The sequence below is a fragment of the Flavobacterium rhamnosiphilum genome, from assembly GCF_004349195.1.
Classification (GTDB): domain Bacteria; phylum Bacteroidota; class Bacteroidia; order Flavobacteriales; family Flavobacteriaceae; genus Flavobacterium; species Flavobacterium rhamnosiphilum.
Map to the genome: position 1 here is coordinate 75199 of NZ_SMLG01000006.1, position 20827 is coordinate 96025.

Sequence of the window (20827 nt, forward strand, 5' to 3'; positions counted from 1 at the left end):
GGTGTAAACTAAATTAGTCCTGCAATTCAGATGAGTCAGACAAGTCAGCCAGATTGTTTTTCAAATGTTGACTGTCCCAACTGTGATTAGTTGCTGCAACTTGGGAATAAATATCACTCTTTAATAACTGTTCCTGTAATTCAATTTCTTCTTTAATCGTAATCAGATAGGCCATTTTATCGTGGCGTTTTTCAGCCAGTTTACGCGTGGTAATTTCATCGTATTTTATAAATTGCTGTCCTTGTCTGGTTGCCGTATATTTTCGAAGGCCTAATGCTACCAATGCATCAACACCCATATTTACAGCACTGTATAAAGTTTCCCTGTAAATATGTTCGACTTTATGATCGATTAATTCATAGGCATCATTTCGATTTCGGGCACGAGTTAAGATTTTTAAATTTGGAAAATGTTTTTTTAAGGTTTCAATTACTTGAAGATTTACGGTAGGATTATCTATTGCGGCAATAAAAATTTTCGCATTCTCACAACCCGCAGCTTTCAATAGTTCTAATCGGGTAGCATCCCCATAATACACTTTGTACCCCATCTTTCGTAATAAATCGATTCGGTCTGAATCATAATCCAGAATGGTTGATTTTATTTGGTTAGCTCTCAATAAGCGACCAACTGTACTTCCAAAATGCCCAAAACCAGCAATAATAACGGGGTTATCCTCGTCAATATAATCATTATCTTTTTTTATTTCTTTTTCTTGAATTCGGGTGTTGGGATAAATTATTCGTTCATTTATTAGGAGCAGAAAAGGTGTTGCAACCATACTCATGGCAATAACAGCCATAATTTGATTGGCTAAAATATTGGGAACAATATTCAATTGCATGCTGAAACTCATGATTACAAAACCAAATTCTCCCGCTTGGCTCAAACCGAAAGCGAATAATAAATTTTGATCTATTTTATTTTTATGAAATCTGCTGATTACAAATAAAACTGCGAATTTCACAAGAGTTAGGATGGCTCCAAAAACAAAAATGAAAAGAGGATTCTCAATAATTAATTGGAAGTTTATGGATGCACCAACACCAAGAAAAAACAGCCCCAAAAGCAATCCTTTAAATGGCGCAATATCGCCTTCTAATTCATGACGAAATTCGGAATTTGCCAATACGACTCCAGCCATAAAAGCACCAAGCGCAGGACTTAATCCAATTAATTGCATTAAATAGGAAACACCAACAACCAATAATAATGCCGAAGCAGTGAACAATTCCTGTAACCGAGTTTTTGCGATTATATGCAATAATGGAACAAATACAAAACGACCGGCAAAATAGATTGTCGAAATAATTCCAATGACGATTACCGTTTGCAACCAGCTCGCATAGCCTGTAATTAATGATTGTGGTGCGTTATTTGTTGCCTCAAGATTTACCGTTGACAAAAGAGGTAAAAAAGCTAAAATTGGGATTACTGCAATATCCTGAAAAAGTAAAACCGCAAATGAGGAACGTCCAACGGAAGTGTTTGATAGTCCTTTTTCTTTTAAGGTTTGCAAGACAATGGCAGTTGAAGACAAAGCTAAGGCCAACGAAATTGCCAACGTAGTTTCCCATTTCCAGTCCATAAAAAATAGACATCCGATGAATAGAATAAGAGTGGTTCCGATCAATTGTGCAGCACCCATTCCCAGAATGAATTTTCGCATTTTCCAAAACTTGTTTGGCTCTAATTCTAAACCAATCAAAAACAACATCATTACGACGCCAAATTCAGCAAAATGCATAATATCCTGACCTTCCTGACCAATAAAACCAAGAACATAAGGACCAATAATGATTCCGGCTAATAAATAGCCTAAAATGGAGCTCAACCCCAATTTTTTAGCAATAGGCACACAAATTACGGCTGCTGATAAATAAATGATTGCCTGAAGTAAAAAATTCGTATCCATGTTATGTCAGTATTGTTGCAAACCATTCATTCAGATAATGGTGTTGCAAAATTTCATCCGTATCTAAAGTATTACTTTCTAAATAGTCAAGAAAATAGCCATAAATCAAACCATTTTTTTCATAATCTTCTTTGGTCATATTATGTGTTCCATGCACTACAAAAGGAGGTAAATAAATCATATTGCACACTTTTGCAGTTTGGTTAAACGGTTCCAATAATTCAAGAATACTGTAGCGATCACTACCTGTTTCACAATAATTTTCCTTGTCACCGCCAGTTGTAATCACCTGAAAAATAATTTTATCCTGCAAGGCTTTCCCCTTTTTTCCATAAGCCCAGTTATGTTCCAGCACCATGTCAATCCATTGTTTCATCAATGGCGGGCAACTGTACCAATACATGGGATGGTGCCAAATGATAATATCATGCTGACTTAACAAATCTTTTTCGCGTTTTACATCAATATCAAAATCCGGATATTCCTCATACAAATCATGAAAAGTAATGTTTTCTGAATCGGGAATATTTTGCACCAAAGCTTTATTCGCATGTGATTTCTCGAATAAGGGATGGGAAAATAGGATTAAGATTTTATTTTTTGGCATAAATTTATTGTAACAATTTAAAAGGGTTATCGTGTTGATTTACAATGTTCTTTGCATAAAGAAAACTCCTCTAAGGTATAAAATATTGCTTAATTTTAATGATTTACTATCGTTCAAATACTATTTTTAACAATAAACAGAAAATCCCGTCTGAACAAAATCTAAAGTTTTGCTCAGACGGGATGTATTTAAAATGTCTATTTTGGATTGCACTAATTCAACCAAAATAGAATTGTAAAAAATAAATTTTCTTGTTTAATTTTTGGAAAGATTCGCCAACAGTTTTTTGCTGCCCACAATCCAAAGAATATCATTTTTTTCTAAAATCAATTTTGATTCTGGATTGAGAATTCTTTTTCCTCTTCTTTCCAAACCAACAATCAAGCCACGTGTTTTTTCACGTAATTCAGAATCACGTATGCTTTTTCCAATAAATACTTCGTTTATCAGTTCTAACTGTTGTAAAACAATATCAGATTCAGTTACCAATGGTGAGACATCAATCTCATGCTGGTCCAAATATTTTTTAAATGCTGCCACTTGGGTATCAGTACCAATCACGCAAATTTCATCTCCGGGAAACAATCTTTCGTTTCTGCTGGGAATATTAATCGTGATTTCTCCACGCTTGATGAAAGCGATATTAATTCCTAATTGCTCGCGAATGCTTAACTTTTCTAGTGTTTTTCCGGCAATATTCGAGGTTGGAGCAATTTCAAAAGTGGTCATATGGCCATCCCAGGGTGTTAAATCACTACGACTTCTTACCGCTTTTTTAATTTCTCGGGCATTTAAATTTTTCAAAAAATGGTCTTCAATTTTGTGATATTGCGCATTTAATTTTTTTGGAAAAACAAAATACACGACAACGGCAACAATCAGCATTATAAAAGCGATTCCGGGAGAGAAAAAGATATTTAATAAAAAACCGATGTAAAAAAGGGTCAATACCATTCGCATTAAAATCATCATCAGTATTGGTCCGCGATATTTACGTTCCTCTCTCAAAATGGCTACTTCTTTTACCGCGACGCGACGCAAGGATAGCGCCCATAAAAAAGGAGATAGTATTACGATTGTAATTAATGCCGCAAACAGGTTTCCAAACTGAGATCCTTGAACTAAAGGCAGAATGAATTTAGAGGAAAGTAAAATAACAGCCACTATAATTACGGAATGGATAATTACCTGCGTCAGAAACGCCCGTACGACTATTTGCCAGTTGCTCACTAATTTTATGGATTGCGCATTGGCACTGTAGCGTTCAATTTTTTTAATCCATTTTCGAGGCAGTTTTTTTTCCAGATATTCCGAAAATGGAGTGGCGAATTTCACCATAAAAGGAGTCGTAAAAGTGGTCACTGCTGATACAGCCACTACAATTGGATAGAGAAAATCACTGGTTACATTCAATGTCATTCCCAGTGTTGCAATAATAAAGGAGAATTCCCCAATTTGCGATAAACTCATTCCGGTTTGCACGGATTGTTTCAGTGGTTGTCCGGAAAGTAAAGCGCCAATTGTTGAACTTACGGATTGTCCTATAATCACTACGAATGTCAAAATTGCGACAGGCAAAGCATATTCGGTCAATGTATCGGGATTAATTAACATACCCACGGATACAAAGAAAACGGCTCCAAAAAGGTCTTTAACGGGTTTTACCAAATGCTCGATGTGTTCCGCCTGAGTTGTTTCGGCAATGATGGAACCCATGATAAAAGCGCCTAAAGCAGGAGAAAAACCAACATTGGCAGCAAGAATAACCATCATTAAGCACAAAGCAAGTGAGATGATTAGCAGCATTTCGTCAGTCAATATGTTTTTGGCTTTTTTAAGTAAAGTCGGGATAAAAAAGATTCCTCCAACAAACCATATAGTCAAGAAAAAAATCAGTTTGAAAACGGATTGCAACAGCTCACCACCTGAAAATTGTTGACTTACCGCAATAGTAGAAAGCAATACCATCATCAAAATGGCGACTATATCTTGCACGATAAGCGAACCGATAACTATTCCCGCAAATTTTTGGGTTTTTACGCCTAGTTCATCAAATGTTTTCAGAATAATAGTGGTGGATGAAATAGAAAGTATCACTCCTAAAAAGATACAGTCCATTGGTTTCCAACCAATCCATTGGCCCACTAAATACCCGATGGCAACCATCGAAATAATTTGTGTTACAGCAGTAATCGATGCTGTTCCACCTACTTTCATCAGTTTCTTAAAACTGAATTCCAGCCCCAAACTAAATAATAAAAAGATTACTCCGATCTCTGCCCAAACTTCTACGCTTTTAATATCTTTTACCGAAGGGAAAAAATCAAAATGATTTCCAGCCAAAAATCCGGCGATTAAATACCCCAGAACCAGCGGTTGTTTTATTTTTTTAAATAACAAAACTGCCACTGCAGCTGTCATAAGAATTAATCCTAAATCACTAATTAAAGGTTGTAAATGGTGCGATGCATTTGCTACTGTTTCTGCTGTATTCATAGGCGTTTACTTGTATTATAAGGTTTTTGTGTATCTTGGTAAGATATGAAAAAACTTTAATTTTTAAAGTATAATTCTAGCTAAATACTGCTTTTTATGATTTTTTTAGCAATAAAAATCCCGTTGAAAAGAATTTTTATCTCTTTTTAACGGGATTTTACAAATTTCAATAATTTCTTAAAACTTATATTCCTAAGAAATTACTAGGAGTGATTTGCATCAACTCGGCTTTAATTTCATCCGAAACTTCTAAGGTTGCTATAAAACCGTGAATTGCTTTTTTATCAATCGCTTCATTGGTTCTGGTCAATCCTTTCAACGCTTCATACGGATTAGGATAGGCTTCGCGACGTAAGATTGTTTGAATCGCTTCAGCAACAACGGCCCAGTTTTTCTCTAAATCTTCATGGAATTTTGGTTCGTTCAATAACAATTTGTTCAATCCTTTCAAAGTAGCTTCAAAAGCGATTAATGTGTGTCCCATTGGCACACCAATATTTCTCAAAACGGTACTGTCCGTTAAATCGCGTTGTAATCTTGACAATGGTAATTTAGCCGATAAATGTTCGAAAATAGCATTAGCAATTCCTAAATTTCCTTCTGAATTTTCAAAATCAATTGGGTTTACTTTATGTGGCATCGCCGAAGAACCTATTTCTCCCGCTTTGATTTTTTGTTTGAAATATTCCATTGAAACGTATGTCCAGATATCTCGGTCTAAATCAATGATGATTGTATTTATTCTTTTCAAAGCATCAAAAAACGCGGCGAAATGATCGTAATGCTCAATTTGTGTAGTAGGGAAGGAGTGGTGTAAACCAAGATTTTCTTCCACAAATTTCCCTCCAAATTTTCTCCAGTCAATTTGAGGATACGCCACATGATGTGCGTTATAATTTCCGGTTGCACCACCAAATTTAGCCGCAAAAGGAACATTAAATAACAAACGCATTTGCTCTTCTAAACGTTCTACAAAAACACCAATTTCTTTACCCAAACGAGTTGGAGAAGCCGGTTGTCCATGCGTACGAGCCAACATTGGAATAGCCGCCCATTCAACGCTTAAATCTTTCAGTTTTGATGTTAAAGTAATCAAAGAAGGCATATACACTTTCTCAAAAGCTTCTTTTGTAGAAAGCGGAATCGCCGTATTATTAATATCTTGAGAAGTCAATCCAAAGTGGATGAACTCTTTATATTGGGACAAGCCTAATTTTTCAAAAGCATCTTTGATGAAGTATTCCACCGCTTTTACATCATGGTTGGTCACTTTCTCCGTTTCTTTAATCCAAAGGGCATCTTCAGTAGAGAAATTTTTATAGATGTTACGTAAGCTTTCGAATAAATTCGGGTTTACGGTTGCAAGTTGTGGCAAAGGCACTTCGCACAAAGCAATGAAATATTCAATTTCAACCAATACGCGGTATTTGATTAAAGCTTCTTCAGAGAAAAATGGAGCCAGCGAAATAGTCTTGTTTCTATATCTTCCGTCGATTGGCGATATAGCATTCAATTCGTTTAAAGTAGTCATTGTTTTGTTGTTTGTTCGAAAGGCACAAAAATAGTTATAAGTTACAAGTTATGGGGTATAAGTTTAGATTTTTTGCGGGAATTCTTTATTGAAACTAAAATTTTTCATTGCCATTGCGATTGATTTTGTTATTGATTGAGTAGCCTTTCTTTCAAAAAAGCAACTCCTTCCGTGGCACGCATAGGAATTACTTCCAATGGATTTCGAAGATTTGGAATTTTTATGGGCTTTGGATCAATATAAAAAACAGGCGTTTCCCGGGTTGTGAAATCAATTAATCCAGCCGCAGGATATACTTGCAAAGAAGTTCCAATGACGGCAAAATAATCGGCACTTTGAGTTAGTGTTATCGCTTCATCAAGCGCTGGAACTTCCTCGCCAAACCAAACAATATGTGGGCGCAATTGATTTTTGTTTTCATCGAAATCGCCAAAATTCAAATCGTCCTGCCAATCCAGAATGTAATTCGGGTTTTTGGTACTTCTCACTTTCAATAATTCGCCGTGCAAATGCAACACATTAGTACTTCCGGCGCGTTCGTGTAAATCATCCACATTTTGTGTGATAATGTACACCTCAAAATCCTTTTCTAATTCAGCCAGAATTTGATGACCCAAATTCGGTTGTACTTCTTTGAGTTGTTTTCGTCTTTGATTATAAAAATCCAGCACCAAAGCCGGGTTTTTATGCCAACCTTCGGGAGTTGCAACATCCATAACGTTATAACCTTCCCAAAGTCCGTCACTGTCACGAAAAGTTTTGATACCACTTTCGGCACTTATTCCTGCTCCGGTTAGGACTACTAGTTTCTTTTTCATTTGTAAAATACATTTGTAATGTGAATCAGCTTGAATAGCTGTTTGGCTGTGCCGTTAGGTACTAAATATTGGTAGTAATTAGGGTCAAAATTTATTAGCGTGCCGTTGGTACGCGACAAAACTATAAATGTTGCGTACCTACGGCACGCTAAATCCGTTTCACTTCTTGTTTTCTACCAATATTTAGTGCCTAACGGCACATTTCAATCCTTGATTCGAATTAGTATATAAAGCTACTCTTTTTTAGTATTTTTGCAAAAAAATAACCCGCAATGATTGATATCGATTACCTTAATTTTCTTGAAAATATCTTAACGGATAACCGCAAAGAAAAATTCCTGAAAGTATTGGAAAACAGAACCAAGCATTTTACGATTGCTGTTGAGGATATTTTTCAAATGCACAATACGAGCGCGGTAATGCGCAGTTGTGAGATTTTTGGGATTCAGGAATTGAATGTTATCGAGCAGCGTTACGGAAAAAGTATAGACAAAGAGATTGCCATGGGTGCTCAAAAATGGGTTGACATTAACACATTCGACAGCATTACGAATTGTGTGGATACGTTAAAAAGCAAAGGCTACCAAATCATTGCCACTACGCCACATGAGAATGATTGTTTGATGGAAGATTTTGATATTTCTAAACCGAGTGCTTTGTTTTTTGGAACAGAAAGAGACGGGTTGTCCGAAGAAATTTTGCAACGCGCCGATGGTTTTCTAAAAATTCCGATGGTAGGTTTTACCGAAAGTTTGAATATTTCGGTTTCGGCGGCAATCATCATTCAAAACTTGACGAATCGATTGCGTAATTCAAACATTGATTGGCATTTATCCGAAAATGAAATCTTAGAAAAGCGTTTGGCTTGGGCCAAAAATTCCATAAAAGACATCAAGCGAATTGAGGAACGGTATTTTGAGGAGAATCCAAGATAGATCGGCTATGGGTATGAATTGCAAATTCAAACAATTGTTATAAAAACTAAGTTGGAAAATGGCTTTCAAATTTATGGTATGTCCTTTTCTAATTGGTCTGGATTTTGTCTTGTGTCAAAAACGGTGATAATCTCAATCTCTTTTTTGTCAAAGTTTACTCTATAGTAAAAAGTAGTTTGTTTTGTTACAACACATTTAAAAAGCCCTTTGAATAAGTATGATTCTGGACAACTTTCAGGTTGATTTGAAATTTGTTCAATTTTAGAAGTTAGCTTTTTAATAAAATCATTTCGAACCTTCAAATTCCAATGCTCTAAAAGGAACTCATTTAATTTCAAAAGTTTACTTTCAGCTAATTCGGATAAAAAGACTTTCACTAAGAGATTTTTTTAAGAAAGTCGTTGAACGCAACTCTTTTTCCTTTATTCAATTCTTTTATTCCTTTTTCAATTTCCTCTTGCTCAGCAACACTCAATTCATCCCAAAAATCTACTTTTTCTTTTTGAATAAATTCCGTAATTTTTTCGATAAATTTATCATTCTCAATGTTGAGAATGATTTTTACCAATTCTATTTTAGAAGATTGAATATCCATATCATTTATTTCTTAAATTCAAAGTTACAAAAAATAGTCACAGCTATTCCCATCGCATTGTCTTTTTGAAGAAGAAGGAATCGTAGTAAGTATTTTGACAAAGTTTAGTTTACTCAACTTTGTTTTTTTACCATTAGCTGAGTCATTGCGAGGAACGAAGCAATCACATCTAATATTATCTTTTGATTATGTGCTTATCGTTGTCGGCACGGATTGCAAATCCGCGCAATCTGGTTGATGAAAGTCAGAGACTTTATGACGTTTTAATTTAATATCAAGTTCTGAAAATTGCGCAAAGTCAGAGACATTTGCGCAGCATTTACGAAAAATTTATGTGTTTTCAGGAATAGAATGCGGAGCTGGGTGACAAGTTTGCGGAAGTATATAGTTTTTAGTTTAAGAAACCGCGTTACAAACGCTACGATGGTGTTCCAAATTAAAATGGGTACTCGTTGCAAACGAGCACCAGAGTGGTACCTTTCAACTTTCGGCTTTGCAGAAAAGTTGATACGAAACGGTAATTCCACTAAATCACACACTAGCTCAAAACGGCTGTTAGCACCAGTACTTATTTACCTTTGCACGTTGTCAAGTATTTAGTGTATTCGTCCATAAACCTGTCACGTTGTTTTTTATAGTCGTCTACACTTTCAAAATTTCTGTATTCAGGTTTCATATTGTTAAAGTAGAAATAAACTGTCACACCGTTTCTTGGGAACATAACAAATGTCCCTAATGTACTTCCAGTTTCAATTGTTGCTCTGCTAAACCCGTAAACTTTATAACCATTAAATTCAAGTTCGATTAGGTCTTTAGTTTCCATATTTTGCGAATGTGAATTTAAATACTTCAAGTTCTCTATAAGATTTTTTTGGTCTTTGTCGTAGGATTTGTTTTCAGAAAGTTCAACTTTCAAATTTACGAATGGGGCTTTCTTTTCATTATTATACAAAACTCTGTAACCGTCAATTCTGGTCACTTCAACTTCTCCATTGTCGGTTTTTACAGTCCTTACTTTTTCAGAAGTTTCTGGGAGTCGGTCAGGGTCAGCAGTTGTCAAACTTGTTGCTGTTTTAAATGAAATATAGCATTGTCCAATTTCATTTTTATTTGTGAAACTTAAAAGTAAGACTGTCAAAAGTATTGTTGAAAATAATGTCAGTTTTGATTTCATATTTTGTTTGTTGTTAGATGATTTCTGTGTCGTCATAGTATTGGTGCTAACTAGTATATAGGTCTGACGATATGCGACTTATCACACCAAATTTGGGTAGATAGGTCTGATAAAGGTCAGTCTTTATTTATTTTCAAAGATATAAATTAATCGCTGAAAATACTTATAAATTGGAATTAGTAATTAATTTATTGCTAAAGATATATTCTTTGATTACAGGATCATTACGGGAAACCGTAAACAGAGTTATTTATTGCAAAATCCCTAGCCCCGACAGCAGTGGAAAGCCTATGCCAGTTGAAAACCACTTTTTTCTGGCGGTGGCAGAGCGACCAAAGGAAGCTCCTGACAGCGGCTAGAAAAAGGGTTTGAAACCAAATAGCTTGTAGCGTAGGGCGGGAATTGCTTCTTGAAAAGATCCTGCAATAAATTCAGGATAAAAAAAATTCCCCAACTACTTTCGTAATTGGGGAATTTAATTTTAAGGAATCGAAACGGTTATTAGTTAACGATAACCCATTGTCCTGAAGCGATTAAGCTTTCGGCTTTTTTGTATTTCATTTCTTGAATTTGTCCGTTAGCCACGTTTTGAATCGTTACGTTGTCATTACGATTGATTTTTGGCATATCTCTCACGATAGTTTCGGTTACTTGTCGTTGTTGCATTTCTCCCGCTTCGCGATTCGCACTTTCACTATTTGGAATTTCGTCTTTACTTAATTTATAATCTTCTTGTTGACGAACTTCTTTCGCTTCTTGAATTTGTTGATTCTCTTGAGCCGGTAAATCACCTTTGAACAAGAATGAAATCACTTCTTTATTTACATTGTCAATCATTGCTCTAAACAAATTGAACGCTTCCAATTTGTAAATAAGTAATGGATCTTTTTGTTCGTGAACCGCAAGTTGAACCGATTGTTTCAACTCATCCATTTTACGTAAGTGTTTCTTCCAAGCTTCATCTACAATAGACAAAGTGATATTTTTTTCGAAATCAGCAACAAGTTGAGCACCCTCAGTTTCGTAGGCACGTTTCAAATCAGTAACCACATTCAAAGATTTTATTCCGTCTGTAAAAGGAACTACGATGCGTTCAAATTGGTTGTGTTTGTCTTCGTAAACACTTTTTATGATTGGGAATGCTTCTCTGGCACTTCTCTCGGTTTTCTCCGTGTAATATTCAAGCGTAGCTTTGTATATTTTACCGGTTAATTCCATTTCACTCAATTTACTGAATTCACTTTCAGTAACTGGTGAAGTAATAGAGAAATAACGAATTAATTCGAATTCAAAGTTTTTGAAATTATTTGTTGCTTTGTTTTCATCAACAATCAATTCACAGGTATCATAAAGCATGTTCGCAATATCCAATTTCAATCGCTCTCCAAACAAAGCATGACGACGACGTTTGTATACTACTTCACGTTGCGCATTCATTACATCATCATATTCCAATAAACGTTTACGAACACCAAAGTTGTTTTCTTCTACTTTTTTCTGAGCACGTTCGATAGATTTAGTCATCATAGAATGCTGAATCACTTCACCTTCCTGCAATCCCATTCTGTCCATAACTTTAGCCACTCTTTCAGAACCAAACAAACGCATTAGGTTGTCTTCAAGAGAAACATAAAACTGAGAACTTCCCGGGTCACCTTGACGTCCTGCACGACCACGCAACTGACGGTCAACACGACGGGAATCATGACGTTCCGTTCCTACAATTGCTAATCCACCAGCGGCTTTTACTTCGGCAGATAATTTAATATCGGTACCACGACCAGCCATGTTTGTTGCAATAGTTACCACACCAGGTTTTCCGGCTTCTTCAACAATTTGTGCTTCTTGTTTGTGCATTTTTGCATTCAAGACATTGTGTGCAACGCCTCTCATTTTCAACATTCGGCTTAATAATTCTGAAATCTCTACAGAAGTTGTACCAATAAGAACCGGTCTTCCTGCTTTAGATAATTCAGTTACGTCTTCGATAACGGCATTGAATTTTTCACGAGTAGTTTTATAAATAAAATCCTCTTTGTCTATTCTTGCCATTCCTCTGTTCGTAGGAATTTCAACCACATCCAGTTTGTAGATTTGCCATAACTCTCCCGCTTCAGTAGATGCTGTTCCAGTCATTCCTCCCAGTTTGTTGTACATTCTGAAGTAATTCTGTAACGTAACTGTTGCAAATGTTTGTGTAGCGGCTTCGATTTTTACATTTTCTTTGGCTTCAATTGCTTGGTGCAATCCGTCAGAATAACGACGACCGTCCATGATACGACCTGTTTGCTCATCAACAATCATGATTTTGTTATCCATGATTACATATTCTACATCTTTTTCGAATAAAGTGTAGGCTTTCAAAAGCTGAGTCAAGGTATGAATACGCTCGCTTTTTATACCAAAATCTTGAAATAGTTGTTCTTTTTCTTCGGCTTCGGTGTCTTTATCTAATTTTTTCTTTTCGATAGCGGCAATTTCAGTTCCAATGTCCGGAAGTACAAAAAAGTCAGAGTCCGTATCTCCGGAAAGGTATTTAATTCCGTTGTCACTCAATTCAACCTGATTGTTTTTTTCTTCAATAACAAAATACAATGCCTCATCAATCTTGTGCATTTCTCTTTTGTTATCCTGCATGTATTGATTTTCGGTTTTTTGAAGCAATTGTTTAATTCCTTCTTCACTCAAAAACTTAATCAATGCTTTGTTTTTTGGTAACGCTCTGTAAGCTCTTAATAATTGGAATCCACCTTCTTTAGTATTTCCCTCTTTGATTAATTTTTTTGCTTCAGATAAGAAACCGTTAGCCAATTGTCTTTGTAAGCTAACTAAGTTTTCAATTTTTGGTTTCATTTCCATGAATTCATGACGATCTCCTTGCGGAACCGGACCTGAAATAATCAATGGTGTTCTGGCATCATCAATCAAAACTGAATCGACCTCATCGACAATAGCGTAATTGTGTTTTCGTTGCACTAAATCTTCTGGCGAATGTGCCATATTATCTCTTAAGTAGTCAAAACCAAATTCATTATTGGTTCCGTAAGTGATATCAGCATCATACGCTTTTTTTCTTCCTTCTGAACTGGGTTGGTAATTGTCAATACATTCAACAGTCATACCGTGGAATTCGAATAATGGTGCTTTCCAAGTACTATCTCTTTTTGCCAAATAATCATTCACAGTTACTAAATGTACACCGTTTCCAGTTAAGGCATTTAAGTAAAGCGGTAAGGTTGCCACCAATGTTTTTCCTTCCCCTGTTTGCATTTCGGCAATTTTACCTTCGTGCAAAACCATTCCGCCAATTAATTGTACGTCATAGTGAATCATGTCCCAAGTAATTTCTTTCCCTGCTGCATTCCAAGAATTTGCCCAAATGGCATTGTCACCATCTAAGGTAATGTAGCTTTTAGTAGCTGAAAGTTCACGGTCTTTTGCAGTTGCCGTTACAACTACTTCGGTGTTGTCTTTAAAACGTCTTGCTGTCTCTTTAACAACGGCAAACGCTTCCGGAAGAATTTCCATCAACGTTTTTTCGGAGATATCGTAAGCTTCTTTTTCAAGTGCATCAATAGCAACATAAATATCTTCTCTTTTGTCAATATCTTCAATGCTTTCCACTTCCAGTTTCAGCGCAGCGATTTTAGCATCTTTTTCAGCGCGAGCCTGTTTGATTCTATCCTTAAAAAAAGCAGTGCGTCCTCTAAGATCATCATTAGATAATGCCATCAGAGGAGTTTCAAAAGTTTTGATTTTGTTAAGATACGGTTGTAAAGCTTTGACATCTTTCTGGGATTTATCCCCAACAAAGACTTTAATAATACTATTTATAAAACTCATAATATGTTTTTATTTCTGGTTGTGTAATTCTGTAAATTTAAACAAAAAAAAAGCCTCTTTTGAGACTTTTTCTTGGTTTACTTTTTAATATTCATCCTCATTCCAAAGATAATCTTCGTCCGTAGGATAATCTGGCCAAATTTCTTCCATTGATTCATATATCTCGCCTTCATCCTCTATAGATTGAAGGTTTTCTACTACTTCTAATGGAGCTCCTGCTCTAATAGCGTAGTCAATAAGTTCGTCTTTGTTAGCAGGCCACGGTGCATCGCTTAAATAAGATGCTAATTCTAATGTCCAATACATGTGTTGTCGATTTAGTTTTGTGCAAAAATAAATTTTTTACTGAAAAAGACAAGTAAAAAATCATTTATTTTTAGTTAAAGTTAAGAACGTTTTGTTGATTGCTGATTTTTGATTTCAGATTAACGATTTTTGATTTAAAAAAAATGATTTTTCAATACATCTGAAATAAAAAATCGTTACTCTTCTCCCGAAGCTTCGGGACTGAAATCCTACTTCCTCGGAATCCATTGAACTTCGGCAGCGTTCAAATCATGAGACAACTTCCGTGCCAACACAAAAAGGTAGTCAGAAAGTCGGTTTAAGTACTTGATTGCGATTTCAGCAACGGGTTCATTGTGGCTTAAATGGACTGCTAAGCGCTCTGCTCTGCGACAAACACAACGTGCAATATGACAATATGACACAGTGGTATGTCCGCCTGGAAGTACAAAATGAGTCATTGGCGGCAATGCTTCTTCCATGGCATCAATTTCATTTTCCAATAATTCAATGTCAGATTCTATAATTCCCAGCTTTTTCAAACGAAGTTCCCCGTTTTTCATCACCTCTTTTTCAGGTGGCGTTGCTAATATAGCGCCGACAGTAAATAGGCGATCTTGAATTTCTATAAGGATTTCTTTGTAATGACTGTTCATTTCCTGATCGCGAATCAGACCAATATAAGAGTTCAATTCGTCAACGGTTCCGTAACTTTCTATTCGGGCATGGTCTTTTGGGACTCTGGTTCCGCCAAAAAGTGCTGTTGTTCCTTTATCTCCAGTCTTTGTATATACTTTCATCTACCGTTTATTTGATTTAAAAAACAAATTTAGGGTATTAATTCCACTATTGCGGCAACAAATCGTTCCAGTGAATTTTCACTGAGATTGAAATACAAATCAGGTTCAATGCATTCGATTTCCATTAAATGCAAATCATCTTCAATTACTATTCCGTCCACTCTGGCATATAATAAATCATCTTGAAAAGTATCAACAATTTTTTGTGCTTTTTCAATTAATTCTGGACTGGGTTGAACCAAATTGTATTTTCCTCCAAATTGTGATTGCACCCTAAAATCCCCTTCAACGGGTTTTTTATTGACACAATGGGAGAATTTTTTATTGAAAAATATAAAAGAGGTTTCGCCCAATGTTTGAATCTCGGGCATGAATTCCTGTAAAAGCAATTCTTTTTCTGAAGCTATACTTTTATATTTTTCACTTATTGCTTGAATTTCTGATGCTTCAAAAACTTCTGTGAGATAAGAGCCCGCAGAAAATGCCGGTTTTATAACTGCTTTTTTCCAGTGTGACGGAATACGTTCTGCAAGATTAAGATTATCCGTTTTATCAATAAAAACGGTTGGTAAAATTGTGATTCCCTGCTGCTCCATTTCACGCAAGTAAAACTTATGGATGTTTTGCTTGATTACTTCAATGGGATTTAGTGTTTTGATTCCCAGTTTTTCTATTTGGTCGAGCCAAATTTTAAACTCGGTTTCTTTCTCGAAATAATCCCAAGTATTGCGAAAAATCAGATAATCAAAATCAGTCCAATTAACGCTTTTGTCGCTCCAAATAGCAGCGCTGGCTTCTATATTATGTTTGGCTAATGCCGGAATTATTTTTTGATCTTCGGGATTTAGGTCTGGAAGTTTTTCGCAGGTTAGTATAGCGATTTTCATTTTTTGGTGGATGTTATTTGGAATTTTAAACGCAATCGTAATTTGGATTTCCTAGCCCGGATATAAGCGGTATCCTCTTTCTTGTCATTCAGACGAAGGAAGAATGACAAGAAAGAGATACAAGCGGATAGCCGGAAAAAGCTCCTGAAAAAACTATTTAGTAGTGTCGCTTTCGATAAGTCCGTCACGCAAACGAATGATTCGGTGTGCATAAGCGGCGATTTCTTCTTCGTGCGTTACCAAAATCACGGTGTTTCCATTATTATGGATGTCTCCAAAAAGTTTCATGATTTCTAATGACGTTTTACTGTCCAAATTCCCCGTAGGTTCATCGGCAAGAATGATGGATGGTTTGTTGACCAAAGCACGGGCAATTGCCACACGCTGGCGTTGTCCACCCGAAAGCTGGTTGGGTTGGTGGTCCATTCTATCCGCAAGATTTACTTGCTCCAATACTTCGGTAGCTCGTGCTTTTCTTTCCGATTTTGAAAATCCGGCATAAATCATGGGTAAAGCCACGTTGTCTAATGCGGTTGTTCTGGGTAAAAGGTTGAAAGTCTGGAAAACGAAACCTATTTCTTTATTTCGAATTTCGGCTAATTCATCATCTTTCATCTGGCTGACATCTTTTCCGTTCAGAATGTAACTCCCGGAAGTTGGTGTGTCTAAACAGCCTAATAAATTCATTAAAGTTGATTTTCCAGATCCTGAAGGTCCCATTAATGCTACATATTCACCTTTATTTATTTCTAAATCAATGCCTTTAAGAACATAAACGATTTCATTTCCAAGTACAAAATCTCGTTTGATATTGGTTATTTTGATTAGCGGGTTTGCCATTAGAATATATGATTTTTGACCTTCGACTGTGCGTAGGGTGCTATTAAATTAGATTTTAAAAGTACAAAAGACTTTTGAATTATTAATAAGTAGTTGTTTTTTAAAATTTGTTACATTTTGAGCTTCAATTTTAAGTGGGAACTAACTTTTTTAAAATCAAATACTTGTGATTTTTGCTAATTTCTTTTAAAAGACAATTTTTAATACATAAAATTACTCTGTAATTATTTATACTATTTCAGGGTTAGTTTATATAATTCACATTTTATTGCTCTTTATTTCATAATTATATGTAATATTTATAAGATTTTTGGATTATAATTACGAATCGAATAATGTTGCTTAAATTTACATAATAATATTAATCAAATCAAGTAGTTATGAAAAGTACAAAAATGGTGTTAGGAATAGCGGTAATCGCTTTAGGATTTACTTCATGTAAAGATGAGAAAGCTCAACAAGCAGAAAAAACGGTAGATACATATGTAACGTATGTTGATTCATTAGGAAATGTTACTGCAGAGGATGCTAAAGCAAACTGGCAAGGAATTGAAGCTACGTATCAATTAAGAAGCGGAGATGCTCAAGCAGCTTTAGCTAATATGAAAGATAACGCTGAAGCGCAAGAACGTCTTGATGCTGCAACTGCAAAATATGAAGCTTTGAAAGCTAAATATGAAGCTGAAATGCAAGAGAATGCTCAAGCTGCTGTAGCTGTAAACCCAAAACAACAACTAAGAAATGCTTTGTTTGGTGAAGGAAAAATAGGGGATGACATGAGTTTTACTTGGGTAAACAAAGACAATATCCTTGGCGTTTATCAACAATTTGTTGGTACGGTTGAAACGAATAAAGATGCCTATTCTCGTGAAGATTGGGATGAAATTAAATTGATGTATGAAGCACTTGACAGCAGAAAAAATACTGTTGAAAAAGAAGGACTTTCAGGTGAGGATAACAGAAAAATTGCTAGTTTAAAATTGAAATTTGCACCGATGTATACTGTAAACAGAATGGGAGCAAAATCAGGAGAGATGAAAAGAGCTAAAGAATAAGGAATAATTAATTCAAAGTGAGAAATGACAGTCAGCAATGGCTGTCATTTTTTTTAGGTACGAATCACAAAATGTTCTTTTGGCTGTTCTTTTCTAAAAAACACCAATCCCCATTGAAACGTATCAATAGTTACAGTCACTTTTGGATGTTTTTTTATGATTTTCCAAGCTTCTTCCATTTCTGGCGACCAATGAATGTCATCGAATATCCAAACGGTTTCGTTGGTAATTGTAGGAAGTAATACTTCGAAATAGTCTATCGTTGCTTTCTTGGAGTGATTGCCGTCGAAATAAATAAGTTGAAAGTCGAAAGTCGAAAGTCGAAAGTCACTCAAATAACTACCGAATTCTGTTACGTCTAAATTTATATTGGTTAAACTAAATTGGTTGAATTGATTTTGAGCAATTTTTGCTGTTTCAGGACAACCTTCTAAAGTGATTATTTTTGCTTTTAAATTCCCTAAAGAAAGTGCGGAAGTCGCCAATCCTAAAGAAGTTCCAATTTCTAAAATACTTTGTGACTGAAAATAATTGACAATTCTAAAGAGCAATTCGGCTCGTTTCTGGCTAATTCCAGCAGTTTTGGCAATCTTGGCAATGACTCTTGTATTCGATTTGAAAACTTTCGAACCTGCACCAAAATCAGTGACTTCAATGGTGTTGTTATTTGCTAAAATCGAATCTCGATACTTTTTTAAAATAGCATATTCCGGTTTTGACTTTTTATCATAAAAGCATTTCGTTAGCAAACTAAATACAAACGGAGAATGTACGGCATGCTCATTTTTTGAGTGCCAAAGGAATTGTACGTACGATTTTATTTGGAATAACATAAAGATATTTGCAAGCTAGGCGCGAAGATACTAAGATAATAGTCGAAAGTCAAAAGTCTTAAAGCCGAAAGTCACAAATTCAAAAGCAAAGACTATATGACTTTTGACTTTGAAACTTTACGACTTTAAAAAGTCTATCTTTGCGCCCTTGGAATTTACACCAAGAATAATACCCATTTTTTTAAGATGATGATTGAACAAATAGAACATAAAAGTGCCATAAGTTCGGAGGAAATTGACCGATGCATCGCTATTTTGGCACAATTAAATACCGATACCGACCAAATATTTGATATCCCAAAAGAACAACGAACAGCTTTAATCAAAGCGGCAGGAATGTTTTCCAGACCCGACCGTGACGAGCTTTCCCGAAGAAAAAAAGACGGAAAAGTGGCTGCCAAACGCAAAATGGAAAAACGGGATCGAACCGCCCGAAAGGAAACCGGAATTCGGCATGCCCGTGAAGCAAGTATTTTTGTGGCACCAAAACTATTGGCTTCACATGACCTCGCCCACAAAGAGCAATTGGAACTGGAAACTCCCAGAAATTGTTACGTGTGTAAAACGGAATTTACTAAAATGCACCATTTTTACGATACGATGTGTACGGATTGTGGTGATTTTAATTATGCCAAACGTTTTCAAACTGCTGACGTAAACGGACAAGTTGCCGTTATTACAGGTTCTCGTCTGAAAATTGGGTATCACATTACTTTGATGTTGTTGCGTGGTGGAGCAACCGTAATTGCAACGACTCGTTTTCCGGTGGATTCCGCTTTGCGTTTTTCTAAGGAAGCCGATTTCATGGATTGGGGACATCGTTTGAAAATTCACGGATTGGATTTGCGACACATTCCGAGTGTGGAGATTTTTTGTAACTTTATTGAGCAAAAATACGAACGTTTGGATATTTTAATCAATAATGCAGCGCAAACGGTGAGACGTCCCGCCGGATTCTATACGCATTTAATGGAAAACGAAGAACGTTCCATCGCTTCTTTGCCCAAACAAGCGCAAGAATTATTATTGGATCATACCAATTGTTTGGATGAATTAAAAGTATTGACATCTGGAGCTTCTCCAAATCAAAATATGCCGGTGACTTGGCACGGACCAGAACCCGGAATAGGGTTGCGGGCTTCCGCCAAATTATCTCAGATTCCGTATTCGTTTGATAATGCGCTCGTGGCAAATGAAGTTTTTCCGGAAGGAGAACTCGATGCCGATTTGCAGCAAGTGGATTTGAGAAAAACCAACAGCTGGCGTTTGCGATTGGGACAAATAGAAACCACGGAGATGATCGAAGTACAGTTGGTGAATTCCGTAGCGCCTTTTGTATTGTGTAACCGCCTTTCGGAAGTGATGAAGAAAGATAATACCGGAAAAAAACACATCATCAATGTGTCGGCAATGGAAGGAAAGTTTCATCGTTTTTTCAAGGAAGACCGCCATCCGCATACCAATATGGCCAAAGCCGCCTTGAATATGCTGACGCACACTTCTTCGGGAACTTTGGCAAAAGACGGCATTTTTATGAATGCGGTCGACACCGGTTGGGTAACCGACGAAGATCCGGCAGAATTAGCCAAAAGAAAACAGGAAGAAGAAGATTTTCAACCGCCATTAGACATTGTGGATGGAGCAGCGCGAGTTATGGATCCGTTGTTTGACGGTATCAATACGGGAAAACATTGGTGCGGGAAGTTTTTGAAAGATTACAATCCGATTCCTTGGTAGAAGCCACCTGAAGGGGAAACCGAAAGAAGTTTATAGAATAAAAAACCACAACAGAATTGAATTTTGTTGTGGTTTTTTTAGAATTGCTAATTCCAGTTAAGTGGCTATGGTTTTTACTAATAAGTTTGTATTAAAACTTCTGTCGGAATATTTAGGCTGGTGTGTAACTGTCTAATCATTTCCAAAGAAAGTTTTCTTTTTCTGTTTAAAATTTCGCTAGCTCGACTTTTGAAACCAATGATTTTGGCTAAATCATTTTGAGTATATCCCATTTGTTCCATTCTGAATTTTATCGCTTCAATAGGATCGGGTAAATCTATTGGGAAATGCTCATTTTCATATTGATCTATCAATATTCCTAAAAGTTCTAATTCGTCGCCTTCTTCCGTTCCTTTTTTTGCATCAAAGATTATTTCAAGTCTTTCAAGCGCTTGATTATAATCGTCTTCTGTTTTGATAAGATTTATATTCATTGT

Annotated in this window: 18 protein-coding genes; 3 read left to right on the forward strand and 15 right to left on the reverse strand. The window is 36.0% G+C overall.

The annotated features are described in order from the left end of the window. Window positions 1-13: 13 nt before the first annotated feature. The 5 genes from E0I26_RS09435 to E0I26_RS09455 form a co-directional block, all read right to left on the reverse strand. Window positions 14-1915: a monovalent cation:proton antiporter-2 (CPA2) family protein gene (locus tag E0I26_RS09435; protein WP_131916237.1), complete on the reverse strand. Its 1902-nt coding sequence runs from the start codon at window positions 1913-1915 to the stop codon at window positions 14-16. A 1-nt stretch (window position 1916) separates the two neighbouring features. Then, window positions 1917-2522: an NAD(P)H-dependent oxidoreductase gene (locus tag E0I26_RS09440; RefSeq protein ID WP_131916238.1), complete on the reverse strand. Its 606-nt coding sequence runs from the start codon at window positions 2520-2522 to the stop codon at window positions 1917-1919. Window positions 2523-2777: 255 nt separating this feature from the next. Next, entirely contained in the window at window positions 2778-5018 is a 2241-nt protein-coding gene (locus E0I26_RS09445) for a cation:proton antiporter (protein WP_131916239.1), read from the reverse strand. Between the two features lie 184 nt (window positions 5019-5202). After that, a complete protein-coding gene (purB, locus tag E0I26_RS09450; RefSeq protein ID WP_131916240.1) occupies window positions 5203-6549 on the reverse strand; it encodes an adenylosuccinate lyase in 1347 nt (448 codons plus the stop codon). A 128-nt stretch (window positions 6550-6677) separates the two neighbouring features. Next, window positions 6678-7367 carry an SIR2 family NAD-dependent protein deacylase gene (locus E0I26_RS09455; protein WP_131916241.1) on the reverse strand — a complete coding sequence of 230 codons (690 nt, stop codon included), beginning with the start codon at window positions 7365-7367 and terminating at the stop codon, window positions 6678-6680. 272 nt (window positions 7368-7639) lie between these two features. Here E0I26_RS09455 and E0I26_RS09460 point away from each other — a divergent pair, with 272 nt between their 5' ends. Beyond that, entirely contained in the window at window positions 7640-8302 is a 663-nt protein-coding gene (locus tag E0I26_RS09460) for a TrmH family RNA methyltransferase (RefSeq protein WP_131916242.1), read from the forward strand. Window positions 8303-8373: 71 nt separating this feature from the next. Here E0I26_RS09460 and E0I26_RS09465 read toward each other — a convergent pair whose 3' ends face one another. From E0I26_RS09465 to E0I26_RS09500, 8 genes are all read right to left on the reverse strand, one after another. Next, window positions 8374-8679: a type II toxin-antitoxin system RelE/ParE family toxin gene (locus tag E0I26_RS09465; protein WP_131916243.1), complete on the reverse strand. Its 306-nt coding sequence runs from the start codon at window positions 8677-8679 to the stop codon at window positions 8374-8376. Then, window positions 8679-8897 carry a hypothetical protein gene (locus E0I26_RS09470; protein WP_131916244.1) on the reverse strand — a complete coding sequence of 73 codons (219 nt, stop codon included), beginning with the start codon at window positions 8895-8897 and terminating at the stop codon, window positions 8679-8681. The genes E0I26_RS09465 and E0I26_RS09470 overlap by 1 nt, the downstream gene beginning before the upstream one ends. A gap of 568 nt (window positions 8898-9465) precedes the next feature. Further along, window positions 9466-10071 (reverse strand): hypothetical protein, encoded by a 606-nt coding sequence (locus E0I26_RS09475; RefSeq protein WP_131916245.1) that lies wholly within the window; start codon window positions 10069-10071, stop codon window positions 9466-9468. Window positions 10072-10572: 501 nt separating this feature from the next. Beyond that, on the reverse strand, window positions 10573-13914 hold the full coding sequence (gene secA / locus E0I26_RS09480) for a preprotein translocase subunit SecA (protein WP_131916246.1): 3342 nt from the start codon (window positions 13912-13914) through the stop codon (window positions 10573-10575). Between the two features lie 84 nt (window positions 13915-13998). Beyond that, window positions 13999-14220 carry a DUF2795 domain-containing protein gene (locus E0I26_RS09485; protein ID WP_007138072.1) on the reverse strand — a complete coding sequence of 74 codons (222 nt, stop codon included), beginning with the start codon at window positions 14218-14220 and terminating at the stop codon, window positions 13999-14001. A gap of 209 nt (window positions 14221-14429) precedes the next feature. After that, window positions 14430-14999, reverse strand: coding sequence for a cob(I)yrinic acid a,c-diamide adenosyltransferase (locus E0I26_RS09490; protein ID WP_039110943.1), 570 nt, complete (start codon window positions 14997-14999; stop codon window positions 14430-14432). Between the two features lie 29 nt (window positions 15000-15028). After that, the gene (locus E0I26_RS09495) at window positions 15029-15886 is read right to left on the reverse strand and encodes an ATP-grasp domain-containing protein (RefSeq protein WP_131916247.1); all 858 of its coding nucleotides are present in this window, start codon (window positions 15884-15886) and stop codon (window positions 15029-15031) included. A 153-nt stretch (window positions 15887-16039) separates the two neighbouring features. Next, window positions 16040-16726, reverse strand: coding sequence for an ABC transporter ATP-binding protein (locus E0I26_RS09500; RefSeq protein ID WP_131916248.1), 687 nt, complete (start codon window positions 16724-16726; stop codon window positions 16040-16042). Window positions 16727-17106: 380 nt separating this feature from the next. On the opposite strand from E0I26_RS09500, the gene E0I26_RS09505 reads away from it, so the two are divergent. After that, the gene (locus E0I26_RS09505) at window positions 17107-17781 is read left to right on the forward strand and encodes a hypothetical protein (protein ID WP_131916249.1); all 675 of its coding nucleotides are present in this window, start codon (window positions 17107-17109) and stop codon (window positions 17779-17781) included. 53 nt (window positions 17782-17834) lie between these two features. On the opposite strand, the gene E0I26_RS09510 is transcribed toward E0I26_RS09505, so the two are convergent. Further along, complete coding sequence (locus E0I26_RS09510) at window positions 17835-18614, reverse strand: O-methyltransferase (protein WP_131916250.1); 780 nt, start codon at window positions 18612-18614, stop codon at window positions 17835-17837. Window positions 18615-18800: 186 nt separating this feature from the next. Here E0I26_RS09510 and E0I26_RS09515 point away from each other — a divergent pair, with 186 nt between their 5' ends. After that, window positions 18801-20351 carry an SDR family NAD(P)-dependent oxidoreductase gene (locus E0I26_RS09515; protein WP_131916251.1) on the forward strand — a complete coding sequence of 517 codons (1551 nt, stop codon included), beginning with the start codon at window positions 18801-18803 and terminating at the stop codon, window positions 20349-20351. A gap of 116 nt (window positions 20352-20467) precedes the next feature. Here the strand turns inward: E0I26_RS09515 and E0I26_RS09520 are convergent, their stop codons facing one another. Then, window positions 20468-20824, reverse strand: a complete 357-nt coding sequence (locus E0I26_RS09520) for a helix-turn-helix domain-containing protein (RefSeq protein WP_131916252.1) — start codon at window positions 20822-20824, stop codon at window positions 20468-20470. Between the last annotated feature and the right edge of the window lie 3 nt (window positions 20825-20827).

Coding starts and splice junctions, on each gene's coding strand:
- E0I26_RS09460 (WP_131916242.1), top strand. CDS start 7,640: ATGATTGATATCGATTACCTTAATTTTCTTGAAAATATCTTAACGGAT.
- E0I26_RS09495 (WP_131916247.1), bottom strand. CDS start 15,886: ATGAAAATCGCTATACTAACCTGCGAAAAACTTCCAGACCTAAATCCC.
- E0I26_RS09520 (WP_131916252.1), bottom strand. CDS start 20,824: ATGAATATAAATCTTATCAAAACAGAAGACGATTATAATCAAGCGCTT.
- E0I26_RS09500 (WP_131916248.1), bottom strand. CDS start 16,726: ATGGCAAACCCGCTAATCAAAATAACCAATATCAAACGAGATTTTGTA.
- E0I26_RS09455 (WP_131916241.1), bottom strand. CDS start 7,367: ATGAAAAAGAAACTAGTAGTCCTAACCGGAGCAGGAATAAGTGCCGAA.
- E0I26_RS09515 (WP_131916251.1), top strand. CDS start 18,801: ATGATGATTGAACAAATAGAACATAAAAGTGCCATAAGTTCGGAGGAA.
- E0I26_RS09510 (WP_131916250.1), bottom strand. CDS start 18,614: ATGTTATTCCAAATAAAATCGTACGTACAATTCCTTTGGCACTCAAAA.
- purB (WP_131916240.1), bottom strand. CDS start 6,549: ATGACTACTTTAAACGAATTGAATGCTATATCGCCAATCGACGGAAGA.
- secA (WP_131916246.1), bottom strand. CDS start 13,914: ATGAGTTTTATAAATAGTATTATTAAAGTCTTTGTTGGGGATAAATCC.
- E0I26_RS09445 (WP_131916239.1), bottom strand. CDS start 5,018: ATGAATACAGCAGAAACAGTAGCAAATGCATCGCACCATTTACAACCT.
- E0I26_RS09435 (WP_131916237.1), bottom strand. CDS start 1,915: ATGGATACGAATTTTTTACTTCAGGCAATCATTTATTTATCAGCAGCC.
- E0I26_RS09470 (WP_131916244.1), bottom strand. CDS start 8,897: ATGGATATTCAATCTTCTAAAATAGAATTGGTAAAAATCATTCTCAAC.
- E0I26_RS09475 (WP_131916245.1), bottom strand. CDS start 10,071: ATGAAATCAAAACTGACATTATTTTCAACAATACTTTTGACAGTCTTA.
- E0I26_RS09490 (WP_039110943.1), bottom strand. CDS start 14,999: ATGAAAGTATATACAAAGACTGGAGATAAAGGAACAACAGCACTTTTT.
- E0I26_RS09440 (WP_131916238.1), bottom strand. CDS start 2,522: ATGCCAAAAAATAAAATCTTAATCCTATTTTCCCATCCCTTATTCGAG.
- E0I26_RS09485 (WP_007138072.1), bottom strand. CDS start 14,220: ATGTATTGGACATTAGAATTAGCATCTTATTTAAGCGATGCACCGTGG.
- E0I26_RS09505 (WP_131916249.1), top strand. CDS start 17,107: ATGAAAAGTACAAAAATGGTGTTAGGAATAGCGGTAATCGCTTTAGGA.